The 17,984-nt window shown below is 48.8% G+C and carries 20 protein-coding genes; 10 read left to right on the forward strand and 10 right to left on the reverse strand.

Features of this window, described 5'->3' with window-relative positions; translation table 11 throughout:
- Positions 1–90 precede the first annotated feature (90 nt).
- Genes ABFZ84_RS12190 through ABFZ84_RS12200 form a run of 3 tightly spaced genes read left to right on the forward strand, consistent with a single transcriptional unit; the run spans position 91 to position 2,948 of the window.
- Positions 91–1,308: a sensor histidine kinase gene (locus ABFZ84_RS12190; RefSeq protein WP_369314290.1), complete on the forward strand. Its 1,218-nt coding sequence runs from the start codon at positions 91–93 to the stop codon at positions 1,306–1,308.
- A gap of 2 nt (positions 1,309–1,310) precedes the next feature.
- Positions 1,311–2,126: a LytR/AlgR family response regulator transcription factor gene (locus ABFZ84_RS12195; RefSeq protein ID WP_369314291.1), complete on the forward strand. Its 816-nt coding sequence runs from the start codon at positions 1,311–1,313 to the stop codon at positions 2,124–2,126.
- A gap of 60 nt (positions 2,127–2,186) precedes the next feature.
- A complete protein-coding gene (locus tag ABFZ84_RS12200) occupies positions 2,187–2,948 on the forward strand; it encodes a sulfite exporter TauE/SafE family protein (RefSeq protein WP_369314292.1) in 762 nt (253 codons plus the stop codon).
- On the opposite strand, the gene ABFZ84_RS12205 is transcribed toward ABFZ84_RS12200, so the two are convergent.
- The 10 genes from ABFZ84_RS12205 to ABFZ84_RS12250 all read right to left on the reverse strand — a co-directional run bounded on the left by ABFZ84_RS12205 (position 2,945) and on the right by ABFZ84_RS12250 (position 11,775).
- Positions 2,945–4,132: a molybdopterin molybdotransferase MoeA gene (locus ABFZ84_RS12205; protein ID WP_369314293.1), complete on the reverse strand. Its 1,188-nt coding sequence runs from the start codon at positions 4,130–4,132 to the stop codon at positions 2,945–2,947. The genes ABFZ84_RS12200 and ABFZ84_RS12205 overlap by 4 nt on opposite strands.
- Positions 4,129–4,614, reverse strand: coding sequence for a cyclic pyranopterin monophosphate synthase MoaC (gene moaC / locus ABFZ84_RS12210; RefSeq protein WP_369314294.1), 486 nt, complete (start codon positions 4,612–4,614; stop codon positions 4,129–4,131). Before moaC ends, ABFZ84_RS12205 begins: the two co-directional genes overlap by 4 nt.
- The gene (gene moaB / locus ABFZ84_RS12215) at positions 4,614–5,144 is read right to left on the reverse strand and encodes a molybdenum cofactor biosynthesis protein B (RefSeq protein ID WP_369314295.1); all 531 of its coding nucleotides are present in this window, start codon (positions 5,142–5,144) and stop codon (positions 4,614–4,616) included. Before moaB ends, moaC begins: the two co-directional genes overlap by 1 nt.
- A 5-nt stretch (positions 5,145–5,149) precedes the next feature.
- Positions 5,150–5,602 carry a molybdenum cofactor biosynthesis protein MoaE gene (locus ABFZ84_RS12220; protein ID WP_369314296.1) on the reverse strand — a complete coding sequence of 151 codons (453 nt, stop codon included), beginning with the start codon at positions 5,600–5,602 and terminating at the stop codon, positions 5,150–5,152.
- Between the two features lie 4 nt (positions 5,603–5,606).
- A complete protein-coding gene (locus ABFZ84_RS12225; protein ID WP_369314297.1) occupies positions 5,607–5,858 on the reverse strand; it encodes a MoaD/ThiS family protein in 252 nt (83 codons plus the stop codon).
- Position 5,859: 1 nt separating this feature from the next.
- Positions 5,860–6,864, reverse strand: a complete 1,005-nt coding sequence (moaA, locus tag ABFZ84_RS12230) for a GTP 3',8-cyclase MoaA (RefSeq protein WP_369314298.1) — start codon at positions 6,862–6,864, stop codon at positions 5,860–5,862.
- Between the two features lie 72 nt (positions 6,865–6,936).
- Positions 6,937–7,776, reverse strand: coding sequence for an S-formylglutathione hydrolase (gene fghA / locus ABFZ84_RS12235; RefSeq protein ID WP_369314583.1), 840 nt, complete (start codon positions 7,774–7,776; stop codon positions 6,937–6,939).
- A 41-nt stretch (positions 7,777–7,817) separates the two neighbouring features.
- Positions 7,818–8,930, reverse strand: a complete 1,113-nt coding sequence (locus ABFZ84_RS12240; RefSeq protein ID WP_369314299.1) for an S-(hydroxymethyl)glutathione dehydrogenase/class III alcohol dehydrogenase — start codon at positions 8,928–8,930, stop codon at positions 7,818–7,820.
- Between the two features lie 230 nt (positions 8,931–9,160).
- The gene (gene purU, locus ABFZ84_RS12245; protein ID WP_369314300.1) at positions 9,161–10,015 is read right to left on the reverse strand and encodes a formyltetrahydrofolate deformylase; all 855 of its coding nucleotides are present in this window, start codon (positions 10,013–10,015) and stop codon (positions 9,161–9,163) included.
- A 20-nt stretch (positions 10,016–10,035) separates the two neighbouring features.
- Positions 10,036–11,775 (reverse strand): amidase, encoded by a 1,740-nt coding sequence (locus ABFZ84_RS12250; protein ID WP_369314301.1) that lies wholly within the window; start codon positions 11,773–11,775, stop codon positions 10,036–10,038.
- A gap of 173 nt (positions 11,776–11,948) precedes the next feature.
- Here ABFZ84_RS12250 and ABFZ84_RS12255 point away from each other — a divergent pair, with 173 nt between their 5' ends.
- The 7 genes from ABFZ84_RS12255 (at position 11,949) to ABFZ84_RS12285 (ending at position 17,774) form a co-directional block, all read left to right on the forward strand.
- Positions 11,949–13,151: a glycine C-acetyltransferase gene (locus ABFZ84_RS12255; protein WP_369314302.1), complete on the forward strand. Its 1,203-nt coding sequence runs from the start codon at positions 11,949–11,951 to the stop codon at positions 13,149–13,151.
- 9 nt (positions 13,152–13,160) lie between these two features.
- Positions 13,161–14,195 carry an L-threonine 3-dehydrogenase gene (gene tdh / locus ABFZ84_RS12260; protein WP_369314303.1) on the forward strand — a complete coding sequence of 345 codons (1,035 nt, stop codon included), beginning with the start codon at positions 13,161–13,163 and terminating at the stop codon, positions 14,193–14,195.
- A 22-nt stretch (positions 14,196–14,217) separates the two neighbouring features.
- The gene (locus ABFZ84_RS12265) at positions 14,218–15,390 is read left to right on the forward strand and encodes an OmpA family protein (protein WP_369314304.1); all 1,173 of its coding nucleotides are present in this window, start codon (positions 14,218–14,220) and stop codon (positions 15,388–15,390) included.
- An 83-nt stretch (positions 15,391–15,473) separates the two neighbouring features.
- Positions 15,474–15,935 carry a RidA family protein gene (locus tag ABFZ84_RS12270; protein WP_369314305.1) on the forward strand — a complete coding sequence of 154 codons (462 nt, stop codon included), beginning with the start codon at positions 15,474–15,476 and terminating at the stop codon, positions 15,933–15,935.
- Complete coding sequence (locus ABFZ84_RS12275) at positions 15,935–17,086, forward strand: GNAT family N-acetyltransferase (protein WP_369314306.1); 1,152 nt, start codon at positions 15,935–15,937, stop codon at positions 17,084–17,086. Before ABFZ84_RS12270 ends, ABFZ84_RS12275 begins: the two co-directional genes overlap by 1 nt.
- Before the next feature lie 14 nt (positions 17,087–17,100).
- Positions 17,101–17,334: a putative signal transducing protein gene (locus tag ABFZ84_RS12280; RefSeq protein ID WP_369314307.1), complete on the forward strand. Its 234-nt coding sequence runs from the start codon at positions 17,101–17,103 to the stop codon at positions 17,332–17,334.
- Positions 17,331–17,774 carry an HIT family protein gene (locus tag ABFZ84_RS12285; protein WP_369314308.1) on the forward strand — a complete coding sequence of 148 codons (444 nt, stop codon included), beginning with the start codon at positions 17,331–17,333 and terminating at the stop codon, positions 17,772–17,774. Before ABFZ84_RS12280 ends, ABFZ84_RS12285 begins: the two co-directional genes overlap by 4 nt.
- The last annotated feature ends 210 nt before the right edge of the window (positions 17,775–17,984 follow it).

A 17,984-nucleotide genomic window follows, 5' to 3' on the forward strand; every position in this document is an offset into this window, starting at 1 on the left:
GAAACGGACGGCCACCTGCGACATTCATCGCATCGTAGGGGCCGTTCGCCGCAGCGCGCTTGCATTTCAACCCGGACAGGTTTGGTTTCAATGAGTAAACACAAGCAATTACAACCTTCTGAGTACATCCATATGAGTTCCGTCGATATTGCAGCCCAACAGGCCGGGCCATTCATTCCAACCCAGGGGCGATCCCGGGCATGGATGAATTGGTTCTTTGCCGATAAGGGCCGGATGTTTTGGATCCTTCAGATCGCCGGTTGGCTTGGGTTCTTCGCCCTTCACATTCTCAGTGTTTCAACATTCGTTGCAGGGCGATCACCAGACTCTCTTCTCTATTCCGTCGCGTCATCGCTTATCGGGTTTATGACAACAAGCATCCTCGCGCGACCAATATATTGGTTCGCTCGACGCCAAGGCCCCGTCGTCTTGCTTGTTATCGTGCTCACTTCGACCATTTTGATGGCAATCGCAATGTCAGCGATGAAAGCGCAGACCTTCGGCTTTCTTTTTGGCAATGCATGGATGGATTTACGCGGTGCGAGCCTCGGTACAACAAACTATTTGTTGCTGATCGTTCCCGATCTTCCCGTGAACATCTTTTTACTTGGGTCATGGGCCGGGTTTTATTTTGGTATCAATTATTACTTAAAATTCCGCAGCGAAATGGACCGGGCATTACAATCGGCACGGCTCGCAGACCAGGCACAGTTAAAAATGCTGCGATATCAATTAAATCCTCATTTTTTGTTTAATACGTTGAACGCCATTTCTACACTCGTGATGGAGCAAGATGGCAAACAAGCCAACGCTATGCTTACACAGCTATCTGCCTTTTTGCGATACTCGCTCGATAGCGATCCATTGCAAAAAACAACGCTAGCTGACGAAGTGCGCGCACTGCAACTCTATCTTGATATTGAAAAAACTCGGTTTGCGGACCGACTAAATGTAAAGTTTGACATCGACGAAGATACAATGCGTGCCTACGTACCCTCACTCATTCTTCAACCTGCTATCGAAAATGCGATTAAATATGCCATCGCCCAAATGGAAAGCGGTGGCGAAATTCTAATCGAAGCAAAGCGTGAGCGCGACACCCTTGTATTGCGGGTGTGTGACAACGGACCAAACGCGCCTGAAGACCCGCATGCACTGTTGTCAGACGTAAAAAATGGCGTGGGACTCGTCAATATGCGGGACCGGCTTTTGTTTATGTATCAAAAACGAAGTGAATTCCAACTTGAAAAAATCGATCCGCAAGGGCTTTGCGTCAATTTGCGGTTACCGTACGAAACACGGGGATAAAAATGACAGACGAAAAAATTCGCGTCCTTTTAGTCGACGATGAACCATTGGCCCTTCGCGGCTTAAAGCTCCGGCTAGAGACCTTTCCTGAGGTTGAAATCATCGGTCAGTCCACGAATGGCCGAGAGGCCGTAAGAGATATCAAGGCGCTATCACCGGACCTCGTGTTCCTCGATATTCAAATGCCGGGGCTTGATGGTTTCGGCGTCGTACGGGCGATGATTGGTGCGCCCGCTCCTTTGTTCATATTCGTCACAGCCTACGACAAATATGCGATCGAAGCTTTTGAGGCGAATGCGCTCGATTACATCGTAAAGCCCGTTGAAGAAGAACGTTTAAGTGATGCGCTACACCGCGCACGCGAAGCGATTAAAAACAAAGTGGCATCAAAAAGGGAGTCAAAATTGATTGAAATGTTAGCATCGCTTTCGGACGATGACCGCGATCGCATAAAAGAATTGATCAGTGATCCAGCATGGACCGAAAAACAGCGCTATTCTGAACGGCTTTCATTCAAAGATGGCTCAAAAGTTGTCGTGCTCATGGCCGAAGAAATTGAGTGGATTGATGCCGCTGGTGATTATATGTGCATCCACGCGAGCGGAAAGACACATATTATTCGTGAAACAATGAAAGCGCTTCAATCCCGACTTGACCCTGCCCGCTTCCAACGCATTCACCGTTCAGCCATCGTCAATATCAGCAAAGTAAAAGAGCTACACCCCCATTCTAATGGTGAGTACTTCATCATCCTCGAAAATGGGGCCGAATTAAAACTCTCACGTTCTTACAAAGAGGTCGTCGCTCGTTTTCTCTAAAATTTGGCGCTGGCCTATCGCAGGATCGGTGACTAGATTGAGCTTTTTGCGAGCACGTTCATGTCGGTCCTGCTAGCCACTTTATTTTTCATCACGGCCGCGCTTTATGCATCCGTCGGCTTTGGCGGCGGATCGACCTATAATGCGTTACTCGTTCTATACGGCGTAGACTACCGTGTCCTCCCGACTATTGCATTGGTGTGCAACATCCTTGTGGTCGCGGGTGGATCGTGGCGTTTCGCAAGTGCTGGCCATCTCAATTTTAAAAAGCTTTTGCCCTTTGTGGCGACATCTATTCCGCTTGCGTGGTTGGGCGGGCGAATTCCAATTTCCGAAACAATTTTTATTGGCGCGCTTGGCTTTTCTCTCTTAGCGGCGGGCCTTCATCTCAGCTTTGGTCAAAAAAATAGTCCTATCGAAGCCACAAAACCATCATCGCCCTACATTGGTGCATTGGTCGGCGGCAGCATTGGATTTCTATCCGGTTTGGTTGGTATCGGTGGCGGAATTTTTCTTGCGCCGGTCCTATACTTTCTTCGCTGGGGACGGCCAAAAGAAATCGCCGGCGCGTGTAGTCTTTTTATACTTGTGAATTCAATTTCCGGACTAACTGGACAGGTCACTAAACTAAACGATCTGGGGACGCTGACACTTGTATCGCAATATTGGGCACTTTTTCCGGCAGTATTAATTGGGGGGCAAATAGGATCTCGGTTCGCCAATTACCGATTAAAAAATGCAACTATAAAACACCTAACAGCCATTCTGATTTTATATGTCAGTATTCGACTTATTTTGCGTTGGGTTAATTTAGTTTTTTAACGCAGTCGAATGATCTCGACTTCATGCCCGGCACTTAATGCCGACGCATTCGCTGGGCATCGTATCAGAGCATCTGCGAGATCGAACGGCAAAAGTAGCGAGCTATCTTGATTAGGTGATGCAACTACTTCTAATTTATTATCTGTTTCAAACATTTGAGCACGGAGGTATGACTCCCGCGCGCCATTCGCTGCAATGGCTTCTTTTAATGATGCAATTTCCCGAGCCGACTTGAAATCCTCACCCGCTAGTTTTCGCACCAATGGTTGAAGAAAAAGCGCCGCTGTAACAATAGCCGAAGCCGGATTCCCAGGAAGACCGATTACGCGCGTTTTGTCGATATTGCCAAACCAGGTTGGTTTTCCCGGCCTAACCGCAATTTTTGAAAAGACAATGGTGCCGCCAACCGCCGCGAAAGCCGACTTAACGAAATCATAGTCACCAACTGATGCCCCACCAATTGGGACAATAATGTCTGCATCCTGACCACGTTCAAAAAAACGACACAAGGCCGCTTCGTCATCGGGGGCGCAGCCTAAATAAATTGGTTCTCCGCCCCAACGTTTTATCATTGCGCTCAACGCAAAATGATTAGCGTTCACTATCTGGCCAGACGTTAATTCCGATCCCGGCTCGACCAATTCGTCGCCATTGGAAAAAAGCGCAACTTTCGGTCTGCGTCGCACTGAAACTTTCCCAATATTCGCAGCAGCACAAATTGCGCCATGAATTTCATGAAATCGAGTCCCTTCGCCGACAATCACATCGCCACTTTGAAAATCTACACCCGCTGGACGGATATGCGCCGGTGATTGTTGCTCGCTATTCACCCGAATAACATCGCATTCACGAACAACATCTTCTTGAATGATCACATGGTTCGCACCTTCAGGAACAACGCCGCCAGTAAAAATCCGCACTGCTTCATTCGGCCCTACGCAACCATCGAATGGCACGCCCGCCGGTGCCTCGCCAATAATCGATAAAACCGCGCCTTGACCAGCACTAGAAAATTGAACCGCATAACCATCCATCGCCGAAGCAGAAAATGGCGGCTGGGTCATATGAGCAATGACATCGCTAGCTGCAATACGCCCGGGCAAAGCGGAAAGAGAAACGAACTCTGCGCCAATAGACGTTACGCCACTTAGAATATGATCAATGGCCTCATCAACGCTGATCATTTTACCGCCCGCTTAAATTCACCAGATTTACCGCCCGATTTTTCCATCAATTTGACGTCTTCGATCACCATCGATTTATCAACTGCCTTAGCCATATCGTAAATCGTAAGACAAGCAGTCATAACCGATGTTAGCGCCTCCATCTCAACCCCTGTTTTACCGGTGGTCTTAACTTCCGCCGTCACAACGAAAGCGTGATCATCATCGTGTGGCAGCACAGTTAAATTCACGCCCGTAATAGGCAACGGGTGACAGAGCGGAATTAGGTCGCTCGTTCGCTTGGCGCCCATAACACCTGCAAGCTCGGCGATACTACCGATATCTCCCTTTTTGACGCCCTCGCGACGAATAATATCATAGCTGACTTGGGAGAATACAACACGGCCCGTCGCTTTTGCGCTTCGCATTGTGTCACCTTTGTCGGAGACATCTACCATCCGTACACGACCGTCTTTATCGAAATGCGTAAGCTGATCGGTCATTACTTCTCCATCAGGCGCGGCATTAATTCCACTAAATTACATGGCCGGTACCGCAAATCTAGCTGATAAGAAATAACCTTATCCCATCCATCTTTCACGGCACCATTTGACCCCGGCAAGCAGAAAATGAAGGTTCCACGCGCTAAGCCCGCAGTCGCGCGCGATTGCAACGTCGACAAACCGACGCTTTCGAAACTCACTTGATGAAAGATCACAGAAAATCCTTCGATCTCTTTTTCGAACAACGGTTTTACGGCATCTGGTGTTACGTCCCGCCCCGTAAGCCCGGTGCCGCCAGTTGAAATAACTACATCAACTTCTGGATTGTCTATCCACATAGAGACCTGATTTTGAATAGCGTCTTTATCATCACGCACAATCGAACGCTCAGCGAGGACATGCCCGGCCGCTTCAATCCGCTGAGCCAAAACATCGCCTGATGTGTCATTTTCCGCTGTTCGCGTATCAGAGACCGTCAGTACAGCGACGCGTACTGATTTGAAATCCAATGCTTCATTTATGCCATGCATTCTTTTTAGCCCTTATCCCAACGTTTTACGTCATCGTAATCTTCTGTACGCGGTTCAATCCACGCTTCGCTGCCCGACCGTATCTCTTTTTTCCAGAACATCGCTTTCGTCTTTAAAAAATCCATCAGGAAATCTGCGGCTTCAAAAGCTTGACGTCGATGTGCGGCGCTAACACAAACCATAACAATAGGCTCTCCGGGTGATAAATCACCCACGCGATGAACAATCGACACACGATTAATCGACCATCGTTCAAATACGGTTTTCATAAATTCTTGGATTGAACGCTCAGTCATCCCCGGAAAATGTTCCAGTTTGAGTGTCGTCACCGCTTCATGTTCGGCCTGACCGCGAACCTTACCAACAAAACTAACAATTGCGCCGTCATCCGACGAGCCGTTCTGAAAAATTGACAACTTATCTGCTGGATCGAATGGTTCTTTAGCAATCTCGATCACGGCATTACCCTCCGCTCACAGGAGGTAAAAATCCAATTTCATCACACTCGTTTATGGTCTGAAATCTATCCACTATATTTTCGTTGATAACGTAGCGCACAGAAATTTCGCCGATCGCGTTACCCAAGACGTGATCATCTTTTTCAATCGCTTTGATCAAGTCGTTAAGTGTATTCACGCCGGCCGGAAGCGGTATCTTGCGCTCTCGTCCGCCTGCTAGATCTCCAAGTTTTCCAAAAAACAAAAGGCGGGCCACTCTAACCTCCGGTCACTGACATATGTCTTGATACCGATGGCTGTTCACCACGTTTTGATATGTCAAACGCATGGCGCTCTGGCTTCCTTAACATTGCGCGATCCAACGCTGCGTCTAATGCCTGCTGAGGGTTATCGCCACGCATAGCAGCACGCAAATCAATGCGGTCAGAATGGCCTAAACACATATATATCTGGCCTGTACATGTAACTCGCACACGATTGCATCCCGCACAAAAGTTATTTGTAAGCGGCGTGATAAAACCTAGCGTCCCGCCCGTTTGCTCAACATTAACATAGCGCGCAGGTCCGCCAGTTCTTTTTTCTATTGGTGTAAGCGTCCAACCTTCTTCAAGACTGTCCCGGACAACACTCAAAGGCAAATATTGATCTACGCGGTCTTCGTCAATCTCGCCAAGCGGCATAACTTCGATCAACGTCAATTCCATCCCGCGCCCATGCGCCCACTCAATCATCATGGGAATTTCCTGATCGTTGATATTTTTTAGGGCGACTGTATTGATCTTAACTTCGAGGCCCGCATTTTGGGCCGCATCCAACCCGCGCAGCACCTGTGATAACACGTTTCGCCGAGTTAATTTCTCGAATTTCTTATCGTCGAGCGTATCAAGCGAAACATTTATTCGTTTTACCCCCACCGATCTCAAAACATCCGCATGGTGATAGAGTTGTGTCGCATTCGTCGTGAGGGTTAGTTCGTCAAAGTCACCTTTATCAAGGAGCCTTCCTAAGCGCGCCATCAGTGTCATTATGTCTTTTCGGGTTAACGGCTCGCCGCCCGTCACCCGAATTTTTTTAACACCGCGATCAATAAAGGCGCCGGAGAGGAACTCCAATTCTTCGAGGCTCAGCACTTCACGTTTGGGAAGAAACGTCATTTCCTCCGCCATGCAGTATGTGCAGCGCAAATCACACCGGTCCGTCACTGACAAGCGCAGATAATCAATATGTCGGCCAAAGGTATCTTTTAGTGGTTTCAAGGACATTTGGCTCTAATATCACGGAAGGTCGATAAGCAGCAATCAGGACAAGCTTCACCGTAGCGTGAAGCGACCACGTTAAAGACGCTCCATATGCCAACGGACGTGATCTTCAACAAAGCTCGCAATAAAGTAATATGAGTGATCATAGCCGTCTTGCATTCGCAGTGTATAGGACTGCCCGGCCCGGTCGGCGGCAGCGGCAAAAATTTCGGGCTTTAACTGCTCTTTCAAAAAATTGTCTGCTGTTCCCTGATCGATAAGTATATTGGTTTTACTCGGAATCCGAGAGACCAATACTGATGCGTCATGCTCCGCCCAGGCAGCCTCATCGGGTCCTAAATAATTTGAAAGTGCCTTTATACCCCAAGGCACCTGCGACGGCGCTACGATTGGCGAAAACGCGGAACATGTCTTGAATATTTCCGGATTCTTCAAGTGGATCGTCAACGCCCCATGACCACCCATCGAATGACCAAAAATTCCTGATCGCGCAGCATCAACCGGAAACGCTGTTGACACTAACGTTGGCAACTCACGGGCAATATAGTCATACATATTATAATGCTCTGACCACGGGTCTTGACTCGCATTAACATAAAACCCCGCCCCCAAACCAAAATCATACGCCTCGTCGGGGTCGTCAGGCACCTTCGGACCTCGTGGTGAAGTGTCAGGTGCAACGATAACGACACCCAATTCAGCGGCGATACGTTGTGCACCCGCTTTGGTGATGAAGTTTTCTTCGGTGCACGTCAGCCCCGACAACCAATAGAGAACCGGAAACGTGCCTTTTCCACCTTTATCTTCTGGCGGCAGATATACTGCGAATTTCATATCACAGTTACAGGCTTCACTCGCGTGTGAATAAATCGACTGCGTACCGCCGAAAGACTTAGTGCTGCTTTGTAGATTAATCGTACATCTCCATCCGTGAATAGCGCGACTTGTATAGGCCCCTAAAAAACTACGACCGAACGGATACTTTTGCCTTCATGCATAAGATCAAATGCATCGTCAATTTTTTCTAGCGGCAATGTATGTGTGATCAGGTCATCAATATTGATTTTTTTATCCATATACCAATCAACAATCTTAGGCGTATCCGTACGGCCCCGGGCACCACCAAATGCAGACCCTTTCCAAATGCGCCCCGTAACGAGCTGAAAGGGCCTCGTTGAAATTTCTTTTCCGGCCTCGGCGACACCAATAACAACCGACGTCCCCCACCCCCGGTGACAGCATTCTAACGCTTGGCGCATGACAGCCGTGTTGCCTGTGCAATCGAATGAATAGTCTGCGCCGCCACCGGTAAGTTCAACAATTCTATCAACAACATTTGACGCGCCAACTTCCGCAGCATTTACGAAATCGGTCATACCAAACTGTTCAGCGATCTGGCGCTTTGACGGATTAATATCGACACCAATTATTTTATCTGCACCGACTAAAGCGGCCCCTTGAATGACATTTAGTCCAATTCCGCCAAGACCAAAAACAACAACATTGGCACCTGGCTCAACGCCCGCGGTCCATATCACTGCACCGACCCCCGTGGTTACGCCACAACCAATGTAACAAGCTTTGTCAAACGGTGCATCTTTTCGAATTTTAGCAACAGCAATTTCCGGCATCACTGTAAAATTCGAAAACGTTGAACACCCCATATAGTGATGCAATGTTTGTCCCTTATAGGAAAATCGACTTGTCCCGTCGGGCATCAAACCCTTCCCCTGCGTCGCGCGGATTGAGGTGCAAAGATTAGACTTTTGCGAAAGGCATGTTTTACAGGTTCGGCATTCTGGCGTGTATAGCGGAATTACGTGATCACCAGGAGCGACCGAAGTCACACCCGCACCAACTTCACGCACAATTCCAGCGCCTTCGTGCCCCAGAATTGACGGAAAAATGCCTTCGGAGTCTTTGCCCTCTAGCGTGTAAGCATCTGTGTGACAGATCCCAGTCGCCATTATCTCAACCAGAACCTCACCAGCTTTTGGTCCCTCGAGATCAACCTCTTCGATAACAAGGGGTTTATTAGGCTCAAAAGCGATTGCGGCTCTGGTTTTCATAGAGATTCTCGTGTTTTCCAAAGGTTCAACGGATGAAGATCCTTATATTCCAGCATTGAGCATGTTTCCAGAGTGATGAACCATCGAAATTGAGGCATTTCCGCACTATTTGGATGTACGCTCAAAAATCCACGTCACGGCAAGGGTTAGCGGATCACTCGCAAGGCCAACGGGCAAAATCCTACCTAACAGATTTTCTATTTTCATCGTATACGGATTTTTTATACACATTAAAACACGACAGTTTTCGGACCGTTGACCAAAACTCGATCCTCGAGGAAACAGGTAACGGCGCGTGCGAGAACCCTACGTTCTACATCACGCCCCCGATGAACTAAGTCTTCAGGCGTATCGGCATGTGATATATGTTCGACGTCCTGCGAAATGATTGGCCCTTCGTCGAGATCTGGCGTTACGAAATGCGCAGTCGCACCTATAATCTTCACACCACGAGCATGAGCCTGATGATAGGGTTTAGCCCCCTTAAAACCGGGCAGAAAGCTGTGATGAATGTTGATGCAACGCCCCTCAAGGAAATGCGCGAAATCATCTGATAGGATTTGCATGTATCGGGCAAGCACAACGAGATCCGCACCCGTTTCATCCACGATTTTTTTGATTTTAGATTCCTGATCGAGCTTCGTTTCTTTTGTGACCGGCAGATAGTGATATGGCGTGTCACGAATAGACGTTAGATTCAGTGCCTCGCGCGGGTGATTAGACACAATGCCTACAATATCCATGTTCATCTCACCAATTCGGCGACGATAGAGGAGATCTCCCAAACAATGATCGAACTTAGAAACAAGAATCAAAACGCGTTTGCGCTCTTCTTTCGGTCGAATACGCCAATCCATACTGAATTGATCAGCAACCGGATTGAATTTCGAAACAATATTTTCATGCGAATATTGTTGATCATCAAGATCGAAAACAACACGCATAAAGAACTTGCCCGTTTCGGTATCGTCAAATTGCTGCGCGTCGAGAATATTCCCGCCGGCATCGAACAATAAGCCCGCCACCGTTGCGACAATTCCCGGCTTATCTTTACATGAAAGCGTTAGGATATAAGGCTTCTTCATACGCATATACTCGGTTTCATTTATGAAAATGCAGGCGGGCGGGCATCTTGGACACCAAGTGTTTTTTCAAGCGCAGCCCCAATCGCAATAATTTTTCGTTCTTCAAATAAATCTGACCAAAGACTAACCCCTCTTGGAGCTTTAAATGTTTGTTTTTGTATGGGCTCATCGAACAATGAAACAGTCGGTCGTTGCGAAAATCCGGCTCTCAGCGCCAGCTGCGGATGACCTGTCGCGTTGGTCGCGAGCAAGGCACCGCCGGCAAAATGTGGGCCAATAAGCGCATCAAATCCGTCAAATGCACTGTTCATCGCCTCCATTACGCGGCGACGTAGCCGATCTATCTGTATATAATCAACTGCAGAAACAAACCGTGCAGCGCGCCATGAATTGGGCCATGCCTCCTTCGCCTGCCATGCCAGCTCATCGTCACGATCAGTCAATGTCAGATCTGAAAACGCAGCGGCGGCTTCTACTTGGACAATTTCAGACAAAGCGCTGAGGTCGATTTCCGGCCAAGGAAATTCCTTTAGGGTTATCCCCAATGACCGCAATGCTTCTAATGCTTTTCGGTCTGATTCATCGCCCTCTTCGAACCATTCAGGTACGTAACCAACTGTCATCTGTAATAAATCGAGTGGTTCATATGTAAAGCCAACCCGCGCAGCACCAGGATCATCCGCATCATAACCATTGATAGCGGAAAGGACGGCTGCATTATCCTCCACAGTACGACAGATAGGGCCGACCTTATCAAGCGACCAACACAATGCCATAAAACCAGCGCGGGATACTCTTCCGAATGTTGGTCGCAAGCCGGTTGTCCCACATCGCTCAGAAGGCGAAATGATAGATCCTAATGTTTCTGTACCTATTGCAAAACCACATAGCCCGGCCGCAACAGCAGACGCAGAACCAGCGCTAGATCCTGACGAGCCTTCGTCGCTGTTCCACGGATTGCGCGTGCGTGCGCCAAACCACTGATCACCATAGGCAATAGCCCCACAAGCGGTTTTCCCTAAAAGAACAGCGCCCGCGAGTCGTAATTTTCGAGTAACCTCAGCGTCACTGTCAGGAATTCTGTCTTTGAATGGCGTAGCGCCCCAACTGGTCAATATACCTTTCGTGTCTGCCAAGTCTTTTAGACCATAAGGTATGCCGTGAAGCGGCCCCCGATCACGTCCATTTGAAAAATCGACATCGGCCTTTGCTGCTTGTTCTCTGGCTAATCCTTCCGTGATGGTAATAAAAGCATTAAGCTCGCCATTATGCTTCGTAATCCGGCGAAGATATAAATCCGTCAACTGAGCACTTGTAAGTGATCCGTTGCGCAGCCAATGCCCCAACTCGTTTACGCTCGCATAGGCAATATCTGCTTCGTTCTCAGGTAATGCACGCGATATCAGGGGTAGCGACAAACGGTTTTTCTGAGAGGAAATTTTCTTACGGGGCAGTTTCGGATTGAATACCATTGCTGGCGCTAAACCGTTGGGCATATCCATCAACCGTAAACCGGCCAGTGTTGTTAGGCGGTTCTCGATATCGTCGAGCATCATCCCGCGCTCAGCTGCTGAAAACGAAATTCCCTGTAGTTTTTCAGCTTCGGCAATAGACCGAGTTGTGATTTTCGGATCAATATCAGTCGATGGATTGGCGGCAACGGACCTGATTTGAAAGCGTTCACATCCGCCAATAGCCCCAACCGCGCCGGTAAATGCCGCTCCACGCAATAGCGCGCGCCTATCGGTTTTAATGCTCACCCGTGCCCCCAGCTAATGTTCGGTGCGTTATTATGACGAAATTGCCCCGAACCCTTGTCATTCACAAGCAAAAACCGCCAAGCCTCTGTATTTACTCGTTATTGTCTGTCATTGACGCAGTTGGCCAGTGGCGCCAAACCATAGGGAAGAACGAACGGGATTACGAGGAAACTATGCGCCAAACTTTTTACAACCGAATCGCTGACACAATTGCGGACATCCACGATCAGGGACTGGAAAAGATCGAGCGGCAGATCACATCGCCGCAAGGTCCGGTCATCGAAGTCGATCACAACGGTACGCGAAAACAGGTGTTGAATTTTTGCGCAAATAATTATCTGGGCCTTGCCGATAATCCGGAAATCGTAGAAGCCGCCAAGTCCACGATGGACGAGTATGGGTTCGGGATGGCGTCTGTTCGCTTTATCTGCGGCACCACAGACCTTCACCGAAAAGTTGAAAAAGAGATTGCCGCATTTCTCGGCTATGAAGATGCGATTTTATTCGCCGCATGTTTTGACGCGAATGGCGGCGTTTTTGAGCCACTCCTCGAAGCCGAAGACGCAATTATTTCCGACAGCCTCAATCATGCTTCGATCATTGATGGTGTCCGTCTTTGCAAGGCCAAACGCTATCGCTTCCCAAATTCAGATATGGGCGCGCTACGCAAACAACTGGAGCAAGCCGATCTCGACGGCGCACGGACCAAGCTCGTCGTGACCGACGGCGTTTTTTCAATGGATGGCTATATCGCAAACCTACGTGAGATTTGCGCCCTTGCTGAAGAGTTTGGCGCATTGGTTATGGTCGATGATTGCCATGCTACTGGCTTCATGGGCCCCCACGGTGAAGGAACTCCGGCCCATTGTGGCGTGGCCAAAAATGTAGATATCCTTACCGGCACGCTCGGCAAGGCCCTTGGCGGCGGTATGGGCGGCTATATTTGTGCGAGCAAAGACGTCGTCCATCTTTTGCGCAATCGTGCGCGACCATATCTATTTTCAAACGCACTGACACCAGCGCTGTTGGGCGCAACGCTAAAAACAATCGAGTTGGTTCGAAATGGCGGCACGCTAAGAGAGCAACTTTTTCGGAATGCGACACGCTTTCGCAAACAAATGACCGAAGCTGGTTTTGACCTTTTGCCAGGTGAGCATCCAATCATTCCAATCATGATTTATGATGCACGCAAGGCCGCTCAACTTGCTGACGAGTTAATGGAAGAAGGCGTTTACGTAACCGCCTTTTCTTTTCCTGTCGTCCCAAAAGGAAAAGCCCGTATCCGCACTCAAATGTGTGCGGGCCACAGTGATAGTCAAGTCGATACTGCCGTCGCTGCATTTGTGAAAGCCGGTAAGAAAATTGGTGTGATATAGGAGTGTTCAATGAAAGCATTGATGAAAGCCAAAGCCGAAGAAGGCATCTGGATGGTCGACACCAGCCGACCAGCGATCGGACCAAATGACGTTCTTATCAAAGTCAAACGAACCGCTATCTGCGGAACCGACATGCATATATATAATTGGGATGCATGGGCACAAAAAACAATTCCTGTACCGATGACTGTGGGGCACGAATTTTCCGGAGAAATCGTGGAAATCGGCTCAGAAGTTCATCTTGAACATTTCAATATGAAAATCGGTGACCGCGTGTCAGCCGAAGGTCATGTCACATGCGGATATTGCCGGAACTGTCGTGCGGGCCAACGGCACTTATGCCGTAACACAGTCGGAGTAGGCGTAAACCGCCCTGGCTCTTTCGCCGAATATGTCTCTGTGCCTGCGTTCAATGTCTATAAATTACCAGCTGACATTTCAGATGATATGGGCGCGATTTTTGATCCGTATGGAAACGCTACCCATACTGCCCTCGCCTACGACCTTGTCGGCGAAGACGTTTTAATCACGGGTGCCGGCCCAATAGGCATCATGGCCGCAGCCATCGCCCGTTTCGTTGGCGCGCGCCATGTGGTCATCACTGACGTCAATGACTACCGCCTCGAACTTGCCGAAAAAATGGGCGCAACATGCGCCGTGAACGTTACCAAAAAACCACTGCGTGATGTGATGAATGACCTCGGGATGACCGAGGGCTTTGATATTGGGTTGGAAATGTCGGGCGTTCCGACTGCTTTCGAATCCATGCTCGACACAATGAACCATGGCGGCAAAATTGCCATGCTCGGGATTATGCCGAACGGTGCCGGGATTGATTGGGACAAAGTTATTTTCAAAGGACTAGAGATCAAAGGCATTTATGGCCGTCGAATGTTTGAGACCTGGTATAAGATGGGAGCCATGTTACAAGCCGGGCTTGATCTTTCACCTATCGTCACGCACCGGTTTTCGATCAATGACTACCAAAAAGGCTTTGACGTAATGGGCTCTGGTCAATCTGGTAAAGTTATTTTGGAATGGTAAGTTAGGTTCCGTACGCGGCCCAATGAACGCAATCATAAAAATATCCTTTGGGCTTATCGCCGTAGCACTTCTGGGTGCTGCGGCTTTTACTAGTGATATCATTCCCGGATCTGCATCATCAGCCGAGCAACGCCTGCTTACCAAAGCTAATGCTGCGCTTTCGAATACCCCCAGCATACGTCTACAGGTTAATGGACAAAAACTGATCATCTCTGGCGAAGTGCCTGATATTGAAACACGGACGCGAACCTTAGCCCGTATAGAGAACGCGGATGGGCCAGGCGGTATCGTGATCGGCGGCATCACCACAATTGATGCTTCTGCATTAAAGGTGATCCCACAACTGCCTGTCGCCGATCCGTTCATTTGGATTGCAGAAAATGAGGGCGACGCGCTTGTCTTCTCCGGATTCGCCCCAAGCGAGGCTGCGCGTAATTACCTCTTTCAGCTCGCAGAAGAGTTATTCGGCAATCACGAAATTTCCGGTACGCTCGAATTGGCGAGCGGTTTACCGGCAACAGAAAACCAATGGCTCAAATCCACTGACACTGCTCTCCGCAGCTTAAGCCTTTTAAAAGACGGTGTCGCCGAAGCAAATGGCATTCAGTTTTCGCTGAGCGGTGAAGCGCAAGATATCGATAGTCTCAATAAAGCTCGGACTTCAATGGAAAATGTTGCCGATGTTTTTCAAACACAAACCCAACTCAATCTCCGGCGTACACCTACTTCCATCGAAGATTTAATCACTGAGACCGTTCTAGACGATCCGATTATATCCTCAAACATTGAAGAACCAGCTCAAACGGAAGCCGTCGCTCAATTACCTTCCTGCCAAAGCAATATTGAGACGGCGATCGATCAACGAAAAATTGGGTTTTCCAGCGCCCTTGCGGACATCGACATTAACGCCCGTACGCAGCTGCGTGAGATCGCTTCAATACTCGCCGATTGCGAAAATATCCGCCTACAAATAACCGGTCACACTGACTCAAGCGGCAATGCCGCCCGCAATCTACAGCTTAGCGGCTACAGGGCGGATGCCGTTCGCGCGTTTTTAATTTCCGTCGGTGCCCCGGCCAACCGATTATCAACCCGAGGGGCCGGATCAGCAGAGCCTATCACGAGCAATGCAACCCCCGAAGGTCGCGAACGCAATAGGCGCATTGAGATCGAAGTCGTTAGCGAAAATGGGTAGGTGTTTTAGCGCTCTACCCTTGCAAATCATACGGAAAGACCACACTAAACCAACCTGAAAGACATCAAACGCAGGAGTATCACATGTCTCGCATTGACGACCGTCTCGCAGAACTTGGCATCACATTGCCCGATCCGGTTGCCCCCGTCGCTAACTATGTCCCCTATGTGAAATCAGGAAACCTCGTTTTCATCTCTGGTCAGGTTTCTATAGGCGCAGATGGATTGATTACCGGTAAGGTCGGCGAAGACCTTTCGCTTGAAGACGGCGTCAACGCTGCAAAAGCATGTGGAATTAGCCTGATTGCCCAACTCAAAAATGCTTGTGATGGTGATCTGGATCGCGTTGTCCGCGTGATAAAACTCGGCGGGTTTGTGAACTGTCGTGAGAATTTCACCGACCAACCGAAAATCGTAAATGGAACTTCCGATCTTATGGTCGACGTTTTTGGCGATGCTGGCCGTCATGCCCGCGCCGCAGTTGGTGCACCCGCACTACCACTCAATGCTGCTGTCGAAGTTGATGGGGTTTTCGAGATTAAGTAATGCCAGACGGGCCCGGTTCAGTTACAGCGCGAACACTCGCCTCAATCTCTGAGGTTCGCGCTGAAGTCTGGAATGGATTGGCTAATCCACCGGGCCAAATTTTTAATCCATTTGTTAGCCACGAATTTTTGTCAGCACTTGAAACGTCTAAATCAATTTCGCCCGAAGTTGGCTGGGCACCCATGCACCTCGTCCTAGAGGACGCAAATACAACTACTGGCGTTGCGCCGCTATACGCTAAAGGGCACAGCCAAGGTGAATATATTTTCGACCACCATTGGGCCGATGCCTATGCACGTGCAGGTGGCCAATATTATCCAAAACTTCTATGTGCTGCACCATTCACGCCAGCCCAAGGCCCACGGCTTTTGGCCCAGAGCGAAGCCGCCAAAGTTAACCTTGCCATCGCACTTCGCCAGATATCAGAGCGGATAGGCGCTTCTTCCGCCCATGTAAATTTCATCAATGAAGGTGACAAAACCACGTTGGAGAAATCCGGATATCTACTCCGTATGGGTGAGCAATACCATTGGCTCAATAAAGGGTATGAGACTTTCGATGATTTCCTCGCTGCGATGTCTTCGCGCAAACGCAAAGCCATTCGTCGTGAGCGCCGCGAAGCCAACAATGAGCTTACTATTCGGCGTTTAGTGGGTGATGAAATTACCGAACGTCATTGGGATGCTTTCTGGATTTTTTACCAAGACACCGGTGCTAGAAAATGGGGTACACCCTATTTAACGCGTACTTTTTTTCGGCAAATTGCCGAGAGCATTCCCGAACAAATTCTAATGATTGTCGCTGAGCGAGATGGTGAACCCATCGCCGGTGCACTCAATCTTATCGGTGGTGACACACTTTATGGCCGTTACTGGGGCTGTACCGAAGATGTTCCGTTTTTACATTTCGAATTGTGTTACCATCAGGCTGTTGACTTCGCCATTGAGCGCGGCTTGGCGCACGTCGAAGCGGGTGCGCAAGGTCAACACAAAATTGCAAGAGGGTATGAGCCTGTTTCTACTTGGTCGGCTCATTGGATCAATAATGATAGCTTTCGCGATGCGATATCACGCTACCTTGAAGCTGAGAGGGAAAGTACAAACCTTGAGATCGAGGCACTGAAAGACTTTACGCCTTATAAAAAATCCTAGCGCAGAGGCACCGAATGAAAACGATTAAACGCACCAAAGATCAACAAGAAGCAAAGATCATCATCAGCTACCTTCGGGCAAATGGCATTGACGCTGAAATTTTGGATGGTGCCATTAATTCAGTTTTGCCCGTTATGCCGGGCGGCGTTCGAATTGCCGTTCCTGAGCACCAAGAATCCGAAGCAATAGGGCTTCTTGAGTTAGCGCAATCCGGCGGTGCCGCATTAAACGATGGTGATGAGCAATGAGCCTTTTTGAAACTTATGACGACGACAATATTTTCGCGAAAATCATTCGTGGTGAAATTCCATCGGTGAAACTCTACGAGACTGATTCCGTCCTTTCATTTATGGATGCATTTCCCCAAAGCCCTGGCCATTGTTTGGTTATTCACAAACAATCGACAGCAACAAATCTGTTTGATGTTCCCACTGACGCTCTCGCGGAAATCATCACCACAACGCAAAAAATTGCCGCTGCAGTCAAGGATAGCCTAAAACCAGATGGCATTAGAATTATGCAATTCAATGGCGCACCTGCAGGACAGACCGTATTCCATCTGCATTTTCATATAATTCCAATGTATACTGAACAATCAATCGGTAAACACGCGACCGGCGGCCCGGCTGACTCAGAAAAACTCGAAGAATTGGCGACCAAAATTCGCAGTAATCTGAAACAAAATTAACCTCACATTTGCTCTCGGATATGTGTTTTGCATCATGCAATCCGCATCGCTATTTGTTGTTTCGCTGACGGGAAAAAGCCCCCCTTGAACGAAACGCATTCCCCCCTCAATGCAATTCGTTTCTCCCGTCGGCTGTGTTGTCGCACCCCTGCGACACATGATCTGAACTAACAGGTGCATTAGCCCCCCGCTAATTTTGGTGTACCTGTT

The organism is Hyphococcus lacteus (genome assembly GCF_041058985.1).
Taxonomy (GTDB): Bacteria; Pseudomonadota; Alphaproteobacteria; order Caulobacterales; family Parvularculaceae; genus Hyphococcus; species Hyphococcus lacteus.

Bases quoted from the DNA above. Each gene is read 5' to 3' on its own strand.
- ABFZ84_RS12280 (WP_369314307.1), top strand. From the start codon at position 17,101: ATGAAAACGATTAAACGCACCAAAGATCAACAAGAAGCAAAGATCATC.
- moaA (WP_369314298.1), bottom strand. From the start codon at position 6,864: ATGTCCTTGAAACCACTAAAAGATACCTTTGGCCGACATATTGATTAT.
- ABFZ84_RS12265 (WP_369314304.1), top strand. From the start codon at position 14,218: ATGAACGCAATCATAAAAATATCCTTTGGGCTTATCGCCGTAGCACTT.
- ABFZ84_RS12270 (WP_369314305.1), top strand. From the start codon at position 15,474: ATGTCTCGCATTGACGACCGTCTCGCAGAACTTGGCATCACATTGCCC.
- ABFZ84_RS12240 (WP_369314299.1), bottom strand. From the start codon at position 8,930: ATGAAAACCAGAGCCGCAATCGCTTTTGAGCCTAATAAACCCCTTGTT.
- ABFZ84_RS12195 (WP_369314291.1), top strand. From the start codon at position 1,311: ATGACAGACGAAAAAATTCGCGTCCTTTTAGTCGACGATGAACCATTG.
- purU (WP_369314300.1), bottom strand. From the start codon at position 10,015: ATGAAGAAGCCTTATATCCTAACGCTTTCATGTAAAGATAAGCCGGGA.
- ABFZ84_RS12275 (WP_369314306.1), top strand. From the start codon at position 15,935: ATGCCAGACGGGCCCGGTTCAGTTACAGCGCGAACACTCGCCTCAATC.
- ABFZ84_RS12255 (WP_369314302.1), top strand. From the start codon at position 11,949: ATGCGCCAAACTTTTTACAACCGAATCGCTGACACAATTGCGGACATC.
- ABFZ84_RS12285 (WP_369314308.1), top strand. From the start codon at position 17,331: ATGAGCCTTTTTGAAACTTATGACGACGACAATATTTTCGCGAAAATC.
- ABFZ84_RS12200 (WP_369314292.1), top strand. From the start codon at position 2,187: ATGTCGGTCCTGCTAGCCACTTTATTTTTCATCACGGCCGCGCTTTAT.
- ABFZ84_RS12205 (WP_369314293.1), bottom strand. From the start codon at position 4,132: ATGATCAGCGTTGATGAGGCCATTGATCATATTCTAAGTGGCGTAACG.
- moaB (WP_369314295.1), bottom strand. From the start codon at position 5,144: ATGCATGGCATAAATGAAGCATTGGATTTCAAATCAGTACGCGTCGCT.
- tdh (WP_369314303.1), top strand. From the start codon at position 13,161: ATGAAAGCATTGATGAAAGCCAAAGCCGAAGAAGGCATCTGGATGGTC.
- ABFZ84_RS12190 (WP_369314290.1), top strand. From the start codon at position 91: ATGAGTAAACACAAGCAATTACAACCTTCTGAGTACATCCATATGAGT.
- moaC (WP_369314294.1), bottom strand. From the start codon at position 4,614: ATGACCGATCAGCTTACGCATTTCGATAAAGACGGTCGTGTACGGATG.